A 16,511-nucleotide genomic window follows, 5' to 3' on the forward strand; every position below is an offset into this window, starting at 1 on the left:
TCGTTACTCCTGGGAAACCTGGGCACCGCCGGCAGCGCCCGCCGGGGTCGCAGCAGCGGTGTTCTCACCAACGCCGATGAACTGGTCGATGACCTTCTTGAACAGCAGCGGTTCAACACTGGAGAAGTGCTGCACCGGTGCGTTCTTCGACGGTGCGGCCAGCGCCTTGAACTGCGTGAAGCTGAGGGCGTCGGGCGCGCTGCGCACCTCGGTCACCCAGCGCTCGAACTCTTCGTTGCTGCTGGCGGTGGCGATGAACTTCATGTTCGAGAAGCCATGCCCGCTGTAGTTGCCGGACATGCCACGGAACTGGCCGGGCTCGTTGGCGATCAGGTGCAGCTGCGTGCGCATGCCGGCCATCGCGTAGATCTGCCCACCCAGCTGCGGGATGAAGAAGGTATTCATCGTCGAGTTGGAGGTGATGTTGAACGCCAGCGGGCGGTCGACCGGGAAGTTGAGCTGGTTGACCGTGGCGATGCCGAGGTCCGGATACACGAACACCCACTTCCAGTCGGTGGCGATCACGTCCACGTGCAGCGGCTCACCGGCCACGTCCAGCGGCTTGTAGGGGTCCAGCTCGTGGGTGGACTTCCACACGATCACCGCCAGCACCGCGATGATGATCAGCGGCACGCCCCAGACCACGATCTCCACTTTGGTGGAGTGCGACCAGTCAGGCATGTATTTGGCTTTGGTATTGCCGGCGCGGTAGCGCCAGGCGAACACGAAGGTCAGCACGATGGCCGGTATCACCACGATCAGCATCAGGCCGATGCAGATCAGGATCAGGTCGCGCTGGGCGAGCCCGACCATGCCCTTCGAATCCAGCAGCACCCAGTCACAGCCCGACAGGCCGACGCAGGCCAGGGCGACCAGCGCCAGGCGGATGCGGTTCCAGCAGATATTCATTGGAGGTCAACCCTGTTGAAGAAGCGCGCTTGACCGGCTCGCCTGCGCGCAGCGCCCGGGCGTGGAGCGGCTACACTGTGGGTACGAGGTCGCCTACAAGCAGGCGAACCACTCCAATCAAGCCCATACAAGATACATCATTGTATGGACTTGTGCAGCTGCACGTATGGAAAAAACTGACCGATGACGCCACCTGCCGCCGGCCGCCGCCTGAAACACCCCAATCGCACCTGGGTTCGCCCCTTCCGCGAGGGCGCCGGCCCGCTGTACCTGCAGATTGCCCAGCAGGTGCGCGAGGCGGTGGATGACGGCGTGCTGCGCCCGGGCGACCGCCTGCCGCCGCAGCGCGACCTGGCCCAGCAGGTGGGCGTGGACCTGACCACGGTCACCCGTGCCTTCGCCGAGCTGCGCCAGGCCGGCCTGCTCGACGCCCAAGGCGCTGGCGGTACCTTCATCGCGCTGTCGGCCGGCAACCGCAGCACCTCGGTCGACCTGAGCATGAACATCCCGCCGCTGCTGGGCAGCGCGCCGTTCGCACAGGGCATGGAGGCCGGTTTCCAGCACGTGGGCCAGCAGCTGGGCCAGGGCGAACTGATGAGCTACCACGTCGGCGCCGGCACCCGCGAGGACCGCGCCGCCGCTGTGCAGTGGCTGTCACCGATGCTGGGGACGGTCGGTGCCGACCAGGTGGTGATCTGCCCCGGTGCGCAGACCGCACTGTGCGCGCTGATCCTGGCCCGCACCCAGCCGGGCGAGCTGATTGCCGCCGAGCAGCTGACCTACCCGGGCCTGCTGGCCGCCGCGCGCGTGCTGCAGCGGGGCGTGGTGCCAGTGGCGATGGACGCCGCAGGCATGCTCCCCGACGCACTGGAGGAGGCCTGCCAGCTACGCCGCCCGCGCCTGCTGTACCTGGTGCCGACCATCCAGAACCCGACCACGGCGACGATGTCGGCACAACGCAGGCAGGCCCTGCTGGCGGTCGCGAAGCGCCACGATCTGACCGTGATCGAAGACGATCCCTACTGGTTGCTGGCCGGAGACGCCGCGCCGCCGCTGGCCGCGCACCGCGATGCCGGCTGCCCGGTCTATTACATCTCCACCCTGTCCAAGTGCCTGGCCCCGGGCCTGCGCACCGCCTACCTGGTGGTGCCGGCCGGCGAGCCGATGGAACCGGTGCTGGATGCGCTGCGCGCGATCGCACTGATGCCGACCCAGTCGATGGTAGCGGTGGCCTCGCAGTGGATCCGCAGCGGCCAGGCCCAGGACATGGTGCAGCGCTTCCAGCAGGAACTGCGCGAGCGCCAGGCCATTGCCGCCCGTTACCTGCCGGCCCGCGCCCAGGCGCATCCGGCCGGCCTGCATGTGTGGCTGCCGCTGCCGCCGCGGCTCGACCAGTACCGGTTGATCCAGGCCGCACAGGAGCAGGGGCTGGGCATTGCCAGCTCCGATGCCTTCAGCGTGGAAGAACCGCCACCGGGCAATGCGATCCGCCTGTCGTTGGGCGGCGCGGTCGACCAGGGCGCGCTGGCCGGGGCGCTGGCCAAGCTGAACGAGATCCTGTCCGAGGCCCCCGAGGCACGCCACAACGCCATCGTCTGAACGGGGCGCATGGCGCTTTATCCATACAAGATGATATTTTGTATGCAATGTATGGATGAAGGGACGTGCATCGATGCGCGCCGAGAAACTGAAGTTCCACCTGGTGATGGCCGGGTGCGGTGGCTTTGTGGTGCTGATGCTGGCCGCGCTGGCCTGGGTCTGCCTGCAGCCACAGACCGTGGACGTACAGGCCGCCGAACGCCACGCCATCGAGCAATGCGTGCAGCGCAGCGAGGATCCGTCGCGTAGCGAGATCCAGCGCCGCGCTCAGGCCGATTCCTGCCGCGAGATGCGCAAGCAGTACGTGCACAAGTTCGGCCGGGAAGATTCCTGATGGGCGCAGCCGCGCCGCGTCGCCGCTGGCTGCTGCCGACGATGATCGCCCTCGCCTGCCTGTTCATGGCCGGCGTCGCGGCTGCGCTGTGGCAGTACTTCGGCTACAGCGCGCAGTCCACCTTCACCGAACAGGCCATCGTCTTCGACGATTCGCAGCTGCGCCTGCCGGCCGACCTGGCCGGTGATACCGGCCGCATCCGCGTGGTGCATTTCTGGGACCCGGCCTGCGGCGTGTGCAATCGCGAGACCGGTGCGCACCTGAGCTACCTGATCAGCATGTACCGCCGCGCCGGCATCGACTTCTATGCGATCCGCCGCCCGGGTACGCAGGGCGAGCTGCCCGAGCCGCTGCGCAACAAGGTGATCAACCTGCCGACCATTGATGGCATCGAACACATCCCGGCCAGCCCCGCCGTGGCCATCTGGGACCGGCACGGCCACCTGGCGTACGCCGGCCCGTACAGCATCGGCATGGTCTGCAATTCGGCCAACAGCTTCGTCGAACCACTGCTGGACAGACTGGTACGCGGCGAGACCGTGCGCCCGAAAGGACTGCTTGCCGTGGGCTGCTACTGCCCCTGGCAGGCCAAGCGCTGAGGACGCGCAATGACATCACTGACGCTGGCCGGTGTGGCCGCCGCAAACAACAACGGCGGTCACCTGTCCGAACCGACCGATGGTTATGGACAGGCTCCCGCCGTTGGAAGCAACGATACGCCCCGACATGCTCCGTACATGCCGCGACCGGATGTCGCAGCCCGCGAATGGGTGCAGGACGTGCTCGCGCACAACGGGCCGATCTACCTACGCATCGTCAATTCGCTGGAACGCACGGTGCGCCGCGGTGGTCTCGCACCGGGACAGCGCCTGCCCTCGCAGCGCGCGTTGGCGCAGCAGCTCGGTATCGACCTGACCACGGTAACGCGGGCCTTCGATGAAGCACGCAAACGCGGCCTGATCGAGGCGCGCGGTCCGCAGGGCAGTTTCATCGCACCGCCCAAGGCTGGCTTCGACCAGGTGGTGGACCTGAGCATGAACGTACCGCCAGTGCCCGACGCCGATGCGCTGGCCGAGACGCTGCGGCGTGGCGCGGCCGCCGTACTCGCACGCAGCAACGCACCGAACCTGATGACCTATCACCTGGGTGGCGGCAACCCGACCGACCGCCACGCAGCGGCGCGCTGGCTGCAGCCGATGCTGGGAAAGGTGGACGATGCCTGCCTGCTGCTGACCGAAGGTGCACAGGTGGCGCTGGCGTCGATCCTGGTCAGCCAGGGACGCGACGACGACGCGATCCTGTGCGATGCGCTGGTCTATCCGGGCCTGCTGCAGGCGGCCGCCGCACTGGGGCGGCGCTTGCTGCCGGTGGACAGCGACGAGCACGGCATGTGCCCCGAGGCGCTGGCGCGGTTGGCACGCGAAAGCGGTGCGCGCCTGGTCTATCTCAATCCCACCTGCCAGAACCCGACCGCACTGACCCTGCCGCTGCATCGGCGCGAAGCGCTGGCGCGTGTGCTGGAAAGCGAAGGCCTGCTGGCGATCGAAGACGATCCTTATTGGCATCTCGCCGAAGATGCGCCGACACCGCTGGCAACCCTTGCACCGCGTCAGGTGTTCTACGTGGCGACGCTGTCGAAGGTGATCAGCCCCGGCCTGCGCACCGCCTTCGTGCGTTGCCCGAGCGCGGCGCATGCCGAGGCGATGACGGCCGCACTGCGAGCAACGCGGTTGATGGGCCATCCGCTGGTATCGGCGTTGGCCAGCCAGCTGCTGCTGGATGGTTCGGCACAGTCACTGCTGGCGCAGGTGCGCACCGAGGCGCGCGAACGCGTGCGACTGGCGCGATATCTGCTTGCGCCTTCGCTGCTGCAGCGCGCTGAAGGCCTGCATGCCTGGTGCCGGATACCGGCACCGTGGACCGATGCCACCCTGGTGCGTACCGCACAGCTGCAGGGGCTGGCGATCGCGCCGTCATCGGCATTCTGCCCGCCGGGGGTATTGCATCAGAGTGGCGTGCGGCTGTCGCTGGGACTGGCGGCGGATCGACGGCAGCTGGAAAGTGCGCTGCGGAGGATCGACCGGTTGTTGCTGTCGGATGCGTTGCCGGCCATCGAGCGGTAGGTGGAGAGCATCCACGCATGGCGTGGTTCTACGGGACCCGCTTCGGTAGATGCCAACCTTGGTTGGCAATGCCCGTGCACGCCATGCGTGGATGGAATGTGCCGACCAACGGTCGGCACCCACCAGGCTGGAGGAGGATCGGTAGCGCCGGGCCATGCCCGGCGGAAGATTCCCCGGCACGTGCGGAATGTGCCAACCAAGGTTGGCACCCACCAAAGCAGGGTCAGGCCAGCGCGTCCAGCGCCTGCACGAGCGCATCCATCTGCTCCGGCCGGGTGAACACCGACGGTGTCACCCGCACGCACGCGCCGGACTCCAACCCGTCGCGATGGGTGGTGAACACGCGATGCTCATCCAGCAGGCGCTTCTGCAGCGCGATGTTGTCGGCCACGCTGGTACGCCCGCGCAGGCGGAAGCTGGCCAATGCACTCGCCAACGCCGGATCCGGTGAGGACAGCACTTCGATATGTGCGATCTGCCGCGCCGGCAGCGTCCAGCGCTCGCGCAGGTAACGCAGGCGCGCCTGCTTGTTGGCTACACCGATACGCTGGTGCAGGGAAATCGCTTCCGGCAGCGCCAGGTAGGCGGCGAAGTTGACCGTACCGGTATGCACGCGGCTGCCCACGCGGCCGTCGTCGGTCTCCCCCATGTACGGGTCAAGATCGGCCACACGGCCCTTGCGCACGTACATCGCGCCGACGCCGACCGGCGCACCGATCCACTTGTGCAGATTGATGCCGACGAAATCAGCCTTGAGCTGCGGCACCGCGTAGTCGATCTGGCCGAACCCATGCGCCGCATCGACGATCACGTCGATACCACGTGCACGCGCACGTTCGGCGATCTCGGCCACCGGCAGCACCAGTCCATGACGATGGCTGACCTGGGTCAGCAGCACCAGCTTCAGACGCGGCAACCGCGCGAATGCGTCCTCATACGCCTGCAGGATCTGCGCGTGGTCCGGCACCGCCGGCAGCGCGATACGCTCGACCTGCACGCCGCGACGCTGCTGCAACCAGCGCATCGCCCCGATCATGCTGTCGTAGTCGATGTCGGCGTAGAGCGCCTGGTCGCCGGGTTGCAGGCGGTTGTAGCCGCCGATCAGCGCCAGCATCGCCTCGGTGGCACCACGGGTCAGTGCGATTTCATCAACGCCCACGCCCAGCAGCTCGGCCACCTGCCGCTGCACCGCCATGTACTGCGCCGGGAACTCGCGGCGACCATACCAGGCGTTGCCGCGATTCACCTCGGCGGTGTGGCGCTGGTAACTGGCCAGCGTCTCGCGGCCCATCGCACCCCAGTAGCCGTTCTCCAGGTGGTTCACTTCATCGGTGATATCGAAGTGACTGGCCACGGAGGCCCAATAGCCTTCATCGCGGGCCAGCACGTCCGGCGCCACGGTCGTTGCGGGAATCTGCATGGGCGCAGCGTAACGCGTGGCAGCCATGGCGGGCAGTGAAGACAGTGCGGCTGCGGCGGGCAGCAGGGTGCCGGCACGCAGCAGGGAGCGGCGCGTGCGGTCCATCAGAAGCTCAACCGGTACTGCGCGTACAGGTTGGCACCATCGGTGTCGTACGGCGCGTTCCGCGAGTAGACCAGGCCGCGGCTGGCCTGGAACACCGCCTCATCCGGATAGCGGTCCAGCACGTTGTCGGCCCCCACGCGCAGGCTGTGGTGCTCGTTGATGCGATAGCCCACGGCCAGGTCGAGGAAGCTCATCGCGCCGAAGCGCTGGTAGATATCGCCCACCGCATTGCCGCTGGCGTCGGTCCAGGCACCGTAGTAGCGCATGCGCGCCATCAGCGACCAGGCGCCGACATCCCAGCTGCCGGTCAGGCTGCCCTTGTGCTCGGGCAGGCGGTCTTCAAACAGCACGCGCTGGGTCTCGTTGGTGGCCACCGAGGTGCTGCCGTTGTCCACGCGGGTGCGGTTGTAGTTGTAGGCCAGGGTCAGCGTCATGCGACCCGCGCCGAGGTCGCGCAGGTAGTTGCCGACCACGTCCACGCCGGTGGTGGTGGTATCGAAGTCGTTGGTGAAGTAGTTCACCGAGGTATAGCCCAGCGGATTGGGAGTACCAGCCGGAATGGCGAAACTGGCCGACTGGCTGAAGCGGTCGGTGAGCTTGATCTGGTAGACGTCGACCGAACCGGACAGGCCCAGGTCGGTGCGCCAGGTCAGGCCCAGCGACGCGGTACGCGATTCCTCCGGCTTCAGCGGCCTGGCACCGAGCAGCTGCGCCAGCGGATCGTTCGGCGACAGACGACCACTGGTGAAGATCTGCAGCGTGCGCGTATCCAGGCCTTGGGTGGTGCTGGTGGTGTTGAGCTGCGCCGGGGTCGGTGCACGGAAGCCAGTGGACACCGTACCGCGCAGGGCTACGTCCGGGGTAATCGCGAAACGCGCCGAGAGCTTGCCGTCCAGCGTGCTGCCAAAGCTGGAGAAGTCCTCGTAGCGGCTGGCTGCACCGATGCTCCAACGCTCACCCACTGGCACTTCCATATCCACGTAGGCGGCCTTGCTGCGCTGGCTCCACTGCCCGGCCTGGCTGGCCGAGAAGCCCGGCGCGCCGTTGGAGTTGGCTTCCAGGCCCGCCGCTGCGCCCGGCCCCACCGCGTACGAAGCCGGATCACCCGCGCGCACCTGGTAGGTCTCCTGGCGGAACTCACCACCGAAGGCGACGTTGATCGGCTTGGACAGCGCAGCCACATCCCACTCGTAGTTGAAGTCGGCGTTGGCGTTCTTCTCGGTCTGGGTCAGGCGGCCGAGATCGAATGCGGTCGGGCTGGCCGGGCCGAGCGAGGCGTTGATGGAGTTCTTCAGGCTGTAGTCGATGGCGTTGCGGCCATACGAGGCGCTGACATCCCAGCGCAGCTTCGGGGTGATCTCGCCACGCAGGCCACCGACCAGTTGCAGGTCGTTCTGGACGTTGCCGTACTGCGGGCTGAAGCCCACCGGATAGATCGAACGCAGGTTCCAGCCGGGGAAGATCGCCGTGGTGCGGTAGGCACCGGTGGTGGTGTCCGGATTGCGCCAGTTGAAATCGCTGACGCCATCGCTGTGGCTGTACAGGCCGAACGCATACAGCTCCAGCGTGTCATTGGCATTGGCTTTCACGTTGAAGCCGACACGGCGGCTTTCCAGTTCCGGCTGGCCCCAGCGCTGTACCGGGTTGGGCACGTCCAGATCCGGATGCGCGGCCTGGAAGGCAATGGCATCGGGGCGTTGGCGGGTGCGCGAGGTGGCGTCGGAGTTGGACGATTCGGCGAACAGCACCAGGCTGCCGTAGTCACCCAGCGACCAGCCGGTGCGTGCGCTGAAATCGCGCGAGGCGCCATCGCCCTGCGCGTACTGCGAGTAGCCGGCGGTGATCTCGGTACCGGGGCCATCCTCGAGAATGATGTTGATGACGCCGGCGATGGCGTCCGAGCCGTACTGCGCCGACGCACCATCGCGCAGCACTTCGATGCGCTTGATCGCACTGGTCGGAATCTGTGCCAGATCGGCCGCCTGCGCGCCACGGTTGCCGAGCAGCGCGCTGCGGTGGAAGCGACGACCGTTGACCAGCACCAACGTCTGATCCGGCGACAGGCCACGCAGCGTGGCCGGGCGCACGAACACCTGACCGTCCGCCATCGGCAGGCGCTGCACCACGAACGACGGCACCAGCTGCGCCAGCACGTCCTTCAGGTCGGTGGATTCAACGGACTTGATATCTTCCTTGGTGAACACGTCCACCGGCGCCAACGTTTCGAACTGGGTGCGGTTGGAGGCGCGGGTGCCGGTGACCAGCATCGCATCGAGCTGGGTGGGCGCCGCACGGCTGCCCGCCGGGGCATCGACCGCATCGGCCTCCGCTGCGATCGCGCCTCCTGCGCTGGCCATGGAAAGGGCGAGGAGGATGGAACGCGAAAGCTTCGAACGATGCACGGCAGGGCTCCGGGAGGACGCGACAGGGCCAGCACCTGCTCGGACACAACAGGCGTGGACAAGGCGCGCAGTCTCGGCGCGATCTGTGAAGGAGCCATGACGTCAGTGCGACAGCTTGATGCCGCTGGAGCGCAAGAACTGCTAAACGCGGCGCCTGCCGATCCGCTACTGTGCCGGCATTGGATTCGGGGAACGGAAGGATGAGCGCGGCAGGCAAGGCGTTGTGGTACATCGAAACCCATGCGGACCGGCCATTGGCACTGGCCGATATTGCCGCCGCAGCGGGGCTTTCGCCGTTCCATCTGTCGCGCCTGTTCCAGGCCCGCACCGGCACCTCGGTGGTGCGTTATCTGCGGGGACGGCGCCTGACCGCTGCCGCGCAGCGGCTGGCCAACGGGGCGGGCGACATCCTGCAGGTGGCACTGGGCGCGGGCTACACCACCCATGCCGCGTTCACCCGCGCCTTCAGCGAACAGTTCGGGCAGACCCCGGAGCGGGTACGCGAACAAGGCACCGATGGGCTGGCGCTGGTGCAGGCGATCCGCGTGGACGATGCGCCGACTGCCTGCGGTGAAGCGCCGCGCCTGCTCGATACCCCTGCCTTCCAGGTCGCGGGTATCGGCATGCGGCATACCCGCGACAGCGGCGGTGCGATACCCGGACAGTGGGCGCAGCTCAACCGGGAATGGCCGACGCCGGCACCGATCAGCTTCGGCGTGTGCTGCAACAGTGATGACGATGGCGGCTTCGACTACATCGCCGCACTGCCGGCCAGCGCGGTGCCGAGCGTACCTGCGCACTGGCAACGCGTGGACATTCCGCCGCGCCGCTACCTGGTGGCCTGGCACGGGGGGCACATCTCGACCATCCGCTCGACCTGGTTCTGGCTGCTGGATCACTACCTGCCCGGCTCCGGGCTCAGCCTGGCCGATGCCCCCGATCTGGAACGCTACGACATGCGTTTCGATGAGCACAGCGGCAACGGCGGCGTGGAAATCTGGCTGCCGGTGGACGAACGCCCACGCTGACAAGGAGTTGAGGATGCGCATGACAGCCACTGTGATGGGAATGATGCTGATGGCCTCCGCGGGGGCCGCCAGCGCTGGCGAGCCTTGGAAGGCAGGCGAACGCCACGGCACCACCACAGTGGCCAGCGCCGCGGTTCGCGATGCGCAGCATCGCGACGCCCTGCGCTACACGGTCTGGTATCCCGCGCCCGCTGGCAGCACGGAAACCGCCCTGACCATCGGTCCGCCCGATGCGCCGCTGTTCGACGTCGGCCGCTCAGCCACGGATGCCCCGATCGCGGGCAAGCGCCTGCCGACCCTGCTGCTCTCCCACGGCAACGGCGGCAGCGCGCGCATGATGGGCTGGTTGGGCACGGCATTGGCGCGCGCCGGGTATCTGGTAATCGCGGTCGATCATCCCGGCAACAACGGCGTGGACGAGATGACCCTGCCCGGCAGCGTACTGAGCTGGTTGCGTGCGGATGACCTGCGCGCGGCACTCGCTGCAATACAGGCCGATCCGCTGCTGGGTCCGCATGTCGACCCTGAGCGACTGGGTGTGGCCGGGTTCTCGGCCGGAGGCTACACCGCGCTGCTGGCCGCCGGTGCACGCCCCGACCTGCAGCGGCTGTTGGCCTTCTGCCGCGCGCACCCGGATGACGGCGTCTGCCGGCCACAACAGGAAACCGCCACGCACACGATGGACGCGCGTGTTGCCGCTGCGGGCTCACCCGCGATGTCTCCCTGGATCTCCCACGCCAACGACTCGCGCGCGATCCCCGGCGTGCGTGCGGCATTCCTGCTGGCACCCGCGATCGCGCAGGCGTTCGCGCCCGAGCAGCTGTCCTCGCTGAGGCAGCCAGTGTCGATCGTGCTGGGCGAGGCTGACACGGTTGCGCAACCGAAGAGCAATGGCGAGGCTGCACAGACACTGATTCCGGGCGCTGTGCTGCAGCGTCTGCCGGATGTCGGTCACTACGACTTCCTGGCGGCCTGTACAGCGGTTGGTGTGCAGAGGCTGCCCGAGCTCTGCAGCAGTTCGGTTCCGAAGGCGGACACCCACGCGCAGGCAGTGGATGCCGCGGTGCGATTCTTCGCCGAAGCACTGCGGTAGTGGCCGCCGGGCATGGCCCGGCGCTACAGTGGGCGCATCCACGGAGGATCGGCCATGCGCCTGCTTCACCTCACCCTGCCAGTGTCCGACGTCACCACCGTCGCCGCGTATTTCCACGATGTGCTGCAGCAGCGCGTGGTCGGCAATCATGTGCACATCGGCTGGAGCACGATCGAGTTGCAGCCCACTGAAGGACGTCCGGTCGGTGGCGTTCACCTGGCCTTCAACGTACCGGACAACCGCTTCAGCGAGGCGATGACCTGGTTGCGTGAGCGCACGCCGCTGCAACGCAATCCGGCGGGACTGGACTACTTCGCGCTGGAGAGCAGCTGGCAGTCGCAGTCGGTGTACTTCACTGGCCCTGACGGCCTGATCCTGGAACTGATCGGCCGCCGCCGTTTGCCGGCCAGCGCGCGCGAAGGTGCGTTCCACGGCAGCGAACTGACCTGCCTGAGCGAAGTCGGCCTGCCCAGCCACGACGTCGACGCTGTGCGCGAACAGTCCAGCCTGCGGTTCGGCCTGCAACCGATCAGCCCGCCGTCGCCGCAGTTCGCGCCGATGGGCGACGACGAGGGCCTGCTGATCGTGGTTGCGGCGGATCGTCGCTGGTTCCCCGAGCAGAAGGACCTGCCGAACGCGCGCGGCTTGCAGCTGCAGGTCGGCGACGTCGCCGGCCCGGGTGTTGTGGAGGACGCCGCGCTCGGCTGGCGGGTACAGGCGACCTGAACTACCAGCTGCCGGACGCGCCGCCGCCGCCGCTGCGGCCGCCGCCTCCAGACCAGCTGCTGGAACTGCTCGACGACGAACTCGACGAGGACGACGAACGGGACGACGTGCGTTCGCGGGAGGATGAAACCCGGCCACGTGCGCGCTCGCCCGGCAGCATGGTGAACAACCACACGAAGTACAGCAGTACGCCGCACACCCCGGACACGATCATTGCCAGCAGCCGTGGATCGTCACCTTCGGCACGATGGATCGCCAGCAACGCGCCCGCGGCATAGCCGAGGGTCAACAGCACCAGCACCGTCATGCGCACGACGAAGCTGCCGCGATTCTTCTTCCAGCGTGTGCGGCAGGCCTGCACCAGCAGGAACACCATCAGGGTGACAACGCCCGCGGCGGCCTGCAGCAGCAGGTGTCGGGCCAGGCTCGGTGGCAGCTGGCCACGAAGCAGCGCCTGTACCAGGAAGACTGCGCTGAGCACCAGCATGCCGCACAGGACGACGCGCACCCCGCGGCTGCGACGCCAGCACCAGCCGAGCAGGGCCGCCACCGGCACGCCCAGCACCATCACGAAGCACAGGCCCGGCAGCAGGTGGCGTGGCAGCAGCAACGCCACGGACAGCGCGCCTGCGGCAATCACCCCTGTCAGCAGCATCGGACGCCCCCAGGCCGGCAAGGTCGGCCAGGTTGGTTTTGGTGCCGATGCATTGGCGGCCAGTGCCTTGCGCCGCCGCTCCCGACGGCTGCCGCTGAAATCGTCCTCGGTCTTCGCCGGCGGGAGGGGCGGCGGCGAGCGCCACAGCCCGGCCAGGAAACCGGCCAGCAGGGTCAACGCCACCACCGAGTCTGCACGTCGCCAGTCCGCAGGCAGCACGTTGCTGGCCGACGGTTCTTCCCATGCCGGCAGGTCCTCGCCATCGATCAGCGCCACCATGATCTTCGTGCCATCGAGCACGCCCTGGTCGACATCGCCCTCACGGAAGCGCGGCACGATCGCGTTGTCGATGATGCGAGCGGCGTACGCGTCCGGTAGCGCTCCTTCCAGGCCATAGCCGGTCTGGATGCGCACGCGGCGGTCCTGCACCGCCACCAACAGCAGCACACCATCGTCGACACCGGCGCGCCCCAGCTGCCACTGATCGAACACCCGCTGTGCATAGGCCTCGATGCCTTCGCTGCCCACGCTGGGTACCACCAGCACCTGCAGCTGTGCACCTTTCCGCGCCTGCAGCTGCAGCGCCTGCCTGCGCAACGTGGCGCGGGTGTCGGCGGACAACGCGTTGGCGGCATCCACCACCGGATCGTCCAGCGCAGGTATCGGGGTGACCGCCGTCGCCGCCATGGGCAGCAGGCACAGCAGCAACAGCAGCCACACGGTGGCGGCCGCCTGCTGCAAGGGGCGCGCCGGGTTCACGTACCCTGCCCTGCCTCGATCTGCGCATGCAGCGCCTGCAGCTGCGCCGCCGTCTGGTTGAACACCTGCAGATCGGCATCCACCAGGGCCGCCCAGTCAGGCGCGTGCCCCAGCAGTTGCGCCACCTGCTCGTTCGGCGCGCGGTCGAAGCCCTCGCCAAGCACGGCAAGATAGCGCTCACGGAACCCTTCGGGGTCGCGCTGGTCCTGCACATACAACTGCACGGCCAGCAGCCCCGCATACAGGTAGTTCACCAGATAGTTCGGGTCTTCATACATCAGGCGCTTGCCGATCCAGGTGTTGCGCAGCTGCGGGTAGCGCTCCGGTTGCTGGCCGAAGCGCGCCAGCACCTGCCCGGTCAGCGCGTCCAGGTCATCGGCGGTGCCCAGCGTGCCGGCGGCCACGCCCCGATAGATCGACTGCTCCAGCTGCGCTTCCTCGGAAGAGGTGAACAGCTGCAGCACCATGTCGTCCAGCAGCGATTTCAGGTAATAGGCTTTGGCGCGCGGATCCTCTGCCTGCTGGTACAGCTGGTCGCGGAAGCGCAGCTCGTTGTAGATCGCGAACGCCTCGGTCAGCCACTGGCTGCCATTGCGCTGCAGCGGCGACGCATGACCGCGCTGCATCCACTCGCCGTGCGCGGCATGACCGGCTTCATGGGCGATCTCGACGTCGCTTTCCAGATCACCACGGCGCAGGCCAACGAACAGCATTGCCGGCACACCGGGAGCGCTCACCGGGAACGCGTCCTGGCTGCGGTCACCACGTTCGGTGGCCAGATCCATGCGTTGGTTGGCCGGATCGAGCAGCGCGCGCAGTTCGGCGACGTACGCCGGCCCCAGGTGCTGCATGGCATCGGCGGCATTGTCACGCAGCTGCGTCAATGTCAGCACTGGTGGCGTATAGCCGGCATCGGGCACGGTGGTATCCCAGATCTGCGGCGCGTCGATGCCGGATCGCGCAGCGTGGCGCAGCAGCATGTCCTGGTAGGCATGGCGGTCCCCGGCGTGCTGTTCGATCGCCACCAGCGTTGCATCCACTGCGGCAGTATCCAGGCCCATGCGCTGGTAGCCATATGCCGGCGCCGAGCCGTCACCCTGCAGGCGTGCGGCGGCGTCATTCACCTGCACCAGCCCCAGCAGCACCGAGGCCATCGGCTCACGGCGCGAGTGCAGCCCCTGCCAGTAGCCCTTCCAGCCGGCCTCGCGCAGGGCGCGGTCGGGCTGCTGGGCCAGCAGCTGCTTGTCGCGTCCGGTGTCCCAGTGACGACCGCCGTGCTCGATCTGCGGATACTCGGCGCTGCGCAGGATCTGCCCGCGCAGGCGCGCGAAGCTGTCCAGCGCCGGATCGGCCAGTGCCTCCACGGCCTCATCCAGCGCGGCGTTGGCCGGGGTGGCAGCCTCCTTCAGCGCCCGAGTGCGCAGGAAGCCATACGGTGCTGCCCACGCCGCATCTGCGGGCGCCTCGCGCAGTGCGGCGCGACCACTGCGAGCGATGCGGCTGCACAGCCCCGCTGCCTGCTCCATCGCCTGTGCCGGGCGAAGATCGCGCGCGTTGCGGGCGGACTGCAGATGCAGGTAGCCGAGATGCCGCAGGCACTGCGCCTCCAGTGCCTCGGCCTGCTGGAAGCGTTCCGCCGGTGCGAGGGTGGACGCCTGCTGCAGGGCCTCGACGCGCTTGCCCAGCGCGTCGCGCGCGGTCTGTTCGGACGCGGCGCTGGCGAAGTAGGTGCGGTCATCGGCATGCACCGACTGTGCCTGCGCGCCGCTGAAGGGGGCTATCGCCAATACGGCGGCAATGGCGGCGGTGGTGGTGCGCTTCCTGAAAGCCTGCATCGGCGTCTCCCTGCCTGGACCAGGGATCGAGCCTAGCAGCCGCTGGCCCGCCGCGCCTGTGCCGGATCAGCCATCAGATCGACTCATCCTCACGCTTGACCAGCGTCCAGCACGGCGCCTGCGCAAAGGTATAGGTCTGCTGGTCGCTGCTGTCCGGCGTACGGATCTGCACCTGCCGCTGTCCATCGGCCAGGGGGCTGACCTGCATTTCGCGGCCCTGCCCGGCCAGTGCGACGGGGTCAGGCATCACCGGCCACTCGACATCGGCCAGCGCCAGCCGGCTTTCCACCTTGCGCGGTTCCGGCTCGGCCTCGGCATCGATGTAGCTGTCCAGCAGCGGATCGGCGGTGGCTTTTTCCTGCAACGCGATCTCGTTGCCGAAATGCTTCAGGAACGTATCGAATTCCGGGTAGGGGCAGTCACCGCGTGCAGCCACAGCTGTGGGCTCGGCGGGGGTGGTCGCCAGCGCCGCTGCGGCAGGTGAGGCTTCGGTCGCGGTCTGCGGTGCCTGCGGCACTGGCGCGCAGGCAACCAGCACCACGGCGCAGGCGAGCATCAGCACTGCGGCAGAACGGTATCGACACATGGGCTCATCCTGAATCCGGTCCGGTCGCTCCATGCTACCGCGCACCCTACAATTCAGGCATTCCGCCTGTCCGAGAATGCTCATGCATCGCCTCCTGCTCCTGATCGGCCTGCTGCTGCCCGCCCTGTGGCCGGCGGTGGCGAGGGCCGTCGATGTCCACGAAGGCGACCTGCTGTTCGTCACTGCCGGCCGCAGCGGTCTCAGTGCGGCCATCGACGATGCCACCGGCAAGCAGGGCGCGCCCAGCTTCGATCACGTCGCGCTGGTCGCTTCCGCGCCGAAGGGCTGGGAGGTATTGCATGCAGACGAGAAAGGATCGCGCCGGCAATCGCTGGTCGAATTCCGCCAGGAAGCGCGCGCCAAGCAGCGGCAGATCGTGGTCTATCGCCTGCGCGTGCCGCAGCAGGCAGCGATCAAGGATGCGGTCGCCACCGCGCGCACGATGCTGGGCAAGCCGTACAACACGTCGTATGTGTTGAACGAGGACAGCTACTACTGCTCGGACTTCATCGAACGCGCCTTCCGTGCGCACCACGTGTTCGCATTGCAGCCGATGAATTTCCGTAACCCGCAGACCGGGGAGATCGCCCAGCACTGGATTGATCTGTACCGCGGCATGGGCATGGAGGTGCCGCAGGATCAGCCCGGCACCAATCCGAACGACATGTCGGCGGCGCCGGTGTTGCAGCGCATCGGCATGCTGGAATAAGCAAAGCCCCGCACGGGGCGGGGCTTCGCCGGTCACGTTGCACATGCAACGCGGTCATTCTTCTTCGTCGTGTCCGCCCTGCTGCTGGTTCTGGTTGCGCTTCTGCTGTTCCTGCTGCTGTTGCTGCTGCTGGTCGCGGCCACGGCCCTGCTGCTGATCCTGCTGGTTCTGCTGGCCCTGCTGTTTCTGGTTCGGGTTCTGGTTCTGCTGTGCCATGTCCGATCTCCA

Annotated in this window: 15 protein-coding genes; 8 read left to right on the plus strand and 7 right to left on the minus strand. The window is 67.6% G+C overall.

Annotated elements, in window-relative coordinates; genetic code table 11:
* Positions 1–3: 3 nt before the first annotated feature.
* Positions 4–909 (minus strand): ubiquinol oxidase subunit II, encoded by a 906-nt coding sequence (gene cyoA, locus ACZK45_RS20530; protein WP_032127101.1) that lies wholly within the window; start codon positions 907–909, stop codon positions 4–6.
* A 183-nt stretch (positions 910–1,092) separates the two neighbouring features.
* Here cyoA and ACZK45_RS20535 point away from each other — a divergent pair, with 183 nt between their 5' ends.
* From ACZK45_RS20535 to ACZK45_RS20550, 4 genes are read left to right on the plus strand one after another with little or no spacing between them, the layout of a single operon-like run.
* Positions 1,093–2,508: an aminotransferase-like domain-containing protein gene (locus ACZK45_RS20535; protein WP_478445171.1), complete on the plus strand. Its 1,416-nt coding sequence runs from the start codon at positions 1,093–1,095 to the stop codon at positions 2,506–2,508.
* Between the two features lie 55 nt (positions 2,509–2,563).
* Positions 2,564–2,842: a hypothetical protein gene (locus ACZK45_RS20540; protein ID WP_005414763.1), complete on the plus strand. Its 279-nt coding sequence runs from the start codon at positions 2,564–2,566 to the stop codon at positions 2,840–2,842.
* Positions 2,842–3,441: a DUF6436 domain-containing protein gene (locus ACZK45_RS20545; RefSeq protein ID WP_006399841.1), complete on the plus strand. Its 600-nt coding sequence runs from the start codon at positions 2,842–2,844 to the stop codon at positions 3,439–3,441. Before ACZK45_RS20540 ends, ACZK45_RS20545 begins: the two co-directional genes overlap by 1 nt.
* A gap of 9 nt (positions 3,442–3,450) precedes the next feature.
* Positions 3,451–4,965: an aminotransferase-like domain-containing protein gene (locus ACZK45_RS20550; protein ID WP_478445172.1), complete on the plus strand. Its 1,515-nt coding sequence runs from the start codon at positions 3,451–3,453 to the stop codon at positions 4,963–4,965.
* Between the two features lie 223 nt (positions 4,966–5,188).
* On the opposite strand, the gene ACZK45_RS20555 is transcribed toward ACZK45_RS20550, so the two are convergent.
* Entirely contained in the window at positions 5,189–6,490 is a 1,302-nt protein-coding gene (locus tag ACZK45_RS20555; protein ID WP_478445173.1) for an aminotransferase class V-fold PLP-dependent enzyme, read from the minus strand.
* Positions 6,490–8,892, minus strand: coding sequence for a TonB-dependent receptor plug domain-containing protein (locus ACZK45_RS20560; RefSeq protein ID WP_293792190.1), 2,403 nt, complete (start codon positions 8,890–8,892; stop codon positions 6,490–6,492). Before ACZK45_RS20560 ends, ACZK45_RS20555 begins: the two co-directional genes overlap by 1 nt.
* Before the next feature lie 200 nt (positions 8,893–9,092).
* On the opposite strand from ACZK45_RS20560, the gene ACZK45_RS20565 reads away from it, so the two are divergent.
* From ACZK45_RS20565 to ACZK45_RS20575, 3 genes are read left to right on the plus strand one after another with little or no spacing between them, the layout of a single operon-like run.
* The gene (locus tag ACZK45_RS20565; RefSeq protein WP_478445174.1) at positions 9,093–9,920 is read left to right on the plus strand and encodes an AraC family transcriptional regulator; all 828 of its coding nucleotides are present in this window, start codon (positions 9,093–9,095) and stop codon (positions 9,918–9,920) included.
* Positions 9,921–9,933: 13 nt separating this feature from the next.
* Positions 9,934–11,013 carry an alpha/beta hydrolase family protein gene (locus tag ACZK45_RS20570; protein WP_478445175.1) on the plus strand — a complete coding sequence of 360 codons (1,080 nt, stop codon included), beginning with the start codon at positions 9,934–9,936 and terminating at the stop codon, positions 11,011–11,013.
* Between the two features lie 54 nt (positions 11,014–11,067).
* Entirely contained in the window at positions 11,068–11,739 is a 672-nt protein-coding gene (locus tag ACZK45_RS20575; RefSeq protein WP_478445176.1) for a VOC family protein, read from the plus strand.
* A 1-nt stretch (position 11,740) separates the two neighbouring features.
* On the opposite strand, the gene ACZK45_RS20580 is transcribed toward ACZK45_RS20575, so the two are convergent.
* From ACZK45_RS20580 to ACZK45_RS20590, 3 genes are all read right to left on the minus strand, one after another.
* Positions 11,741–13,081: a TPM domain-containing protein gene (locus ACZK45_RS20580; RefSeq protein ID WP_478445904.1), complete on the minus strand. Its 1,341-nt coding sequence runs from the start codon at positions 13,079–13,081 to the stop codon at positions 11,741–11,743.
* Between the two features lie 68 nt (positions 13,082–13,149).
* Positions 13,150–14,988, minus strand: coding sequence for a M3 family metallopeptidase (locus ACZK45_RS20585; protein ID WP_478445177.1), 1,839 nt, complete (start codon positions 14,986–14,988; stop codon positions 13,150–13,152).
* Positions 14,989–15,061: 73 nt separating this feature from the next.
* Complete coding sequence (locus ACZK45_RS20590) at positions 15,062–15,574, minus strand: hypothetical protein (RefSeq protein ID WP_478445178.1); 513 nt, start codon at positions 15,572–15,574, stop codon at positions 15,062–15,064.
* Between the two features lie 82 nt (positions 15,575–15,656).
* On the opposite strand from ACZK45_RS20590, the gene ACZK45_RS20595 reads away from it, so the two are divergent.
* Positions 15,657–16,283, plus strand: coding sequence for a YiiX/YebB-like N1pC/P60 family cysteine hydrolase (locus ACZK45_RS20595; RefSeq protein WP_346485384.1), 627 nt, complete (start codon positions 15,657–15,659; stop codon positions 16,281–16,283).
* Positions 16,284–16,337: 54 nt separating this feature from the next.
* Here the strand turns inward: ACZK45_RS20595 and ACZK45_RS20600 are convergent, their stop codons facing one another.
* Entirely contained in the window at positions 16,338–16,499 is a 162-nt protein-coding gene (locus ACZK45_RS20600; protein WP_010482135.1) for a hypothetical protein, read from the minus strand.
* Positions 16,500–16,511 lie beyond the last annotated feature (12 nt).

Source organism: Stenotrophomonas sp. 63632_Sma (genome assembly GCF_056482875.1).

What these genes read in the sequence shown, in the direction of transcription:
- cyoA (WP_032127101.1), bottom strand. Translation starts at nt 909, where the DNA reads ATGAATATCTGCTGGAACCGCATCCGCCTGGCGCTGGTCGCCCTGGCC.
- ACZK45_RS20535 (WP_478445171.1), top strand. Translation starts at nt 1,093, where the DNA reads ATGACGCCACCTGCCGCCGGCCGCCGCCTGAAACACCCCAATCGCACC.
- ACZK45_RS20540 (WP_005414763.1), top strand. Translation starts at nt 2,564, where the DNA reads ATGAAGGGACGTGCATCGATGCGCGCCGAGAAACTGAAGTTCCACCTG.
- ACZK45_RS20545 (WP_006399841.1), top strand. Translation starts at nt 2,842, where the DNA reads ATGGGCGCAGCCGCGCCGCGTCGCCGCTGGCTGCTGCCGACGATGATC.
- ACZK45_RS20550 (WP_478445172.1), top strand. Translation starts at nt 3,451, where the DNA reads ATGACATCACTGACGCTGGCCGGTGTGGCCGCCGCAAACAACAACGGC.
- ACZK45_RS20555 (WP_478445173.1), bottom strand. Translation starts at nt 6,490, where the DNA reads ATGGACCGCACGCGCCGCTCCCTGCTGCGTGCCGGCACCCTGCTGCCC.
- ACZK45_RS20565 (WP_478445174.1), top strand. Translation starts at nt 9,093, where the DNA reads ATGAGCGCGGCAGGCAAGGCGTTGTGGTACATCGAAACCCATGCGGAC.
- ACZK45_RS20570 (WP_478445175.1), top strand. Translation starts at nt 9,934, where the DNA reads ATGCGCATGACAGCCACTGTGATGGGAATGATGCTGATGGCCTCCGCG.
- ACZK45_RS20575 (WP_478445176.1), top strand. Translation starts at nt 11,068, where the DNA reads ATGCGCCTGCTTCACCTCACCCTGCCAGTGTCCGACGTCACCACCGTC.
- ACZK45_RS20580 (WP_478445904.1), bottom strand. Translation starts at nt 13,081, where the DNA reads ATGGCGGCGACGGCGGTCACCCCGATACCTGCGCTGGACGATCCGGTG.
- ACZK45_RS20585 (WP_478445177.1), bottom strand. Translation starts at nt 14,988, where the DNA reads ATGCAGGCTTTCAGGAAGCGCACCACCACCGCCGCCATTGCCGCCGTA.
- ACZK45_RS20590 (WP_478445178.1), bottom strand. Translation starts at nt 15,574, where the DNA reads ATGTGTCGATACCGTTCTGCCGCAGTGCTGATGCTCGCCTGCGCCGTG.
- ACZK45_RS20595 (WP_346485384.1), top strand. Translation starts at nt 15,657, where the DNA reads ATGCATCGCCTCCTGCTCCTGATCGGCCTGCTGCTGCCCGCCCTGTGG.
- ACZK45_RS20600 (WP_010482135.1), bottom strand. Translation starts at nt 16,499, where the DNA reads ATGGCACAGCAGAACCAGAACCCGAACCAGAAACAGCAGGGCCAGCAG.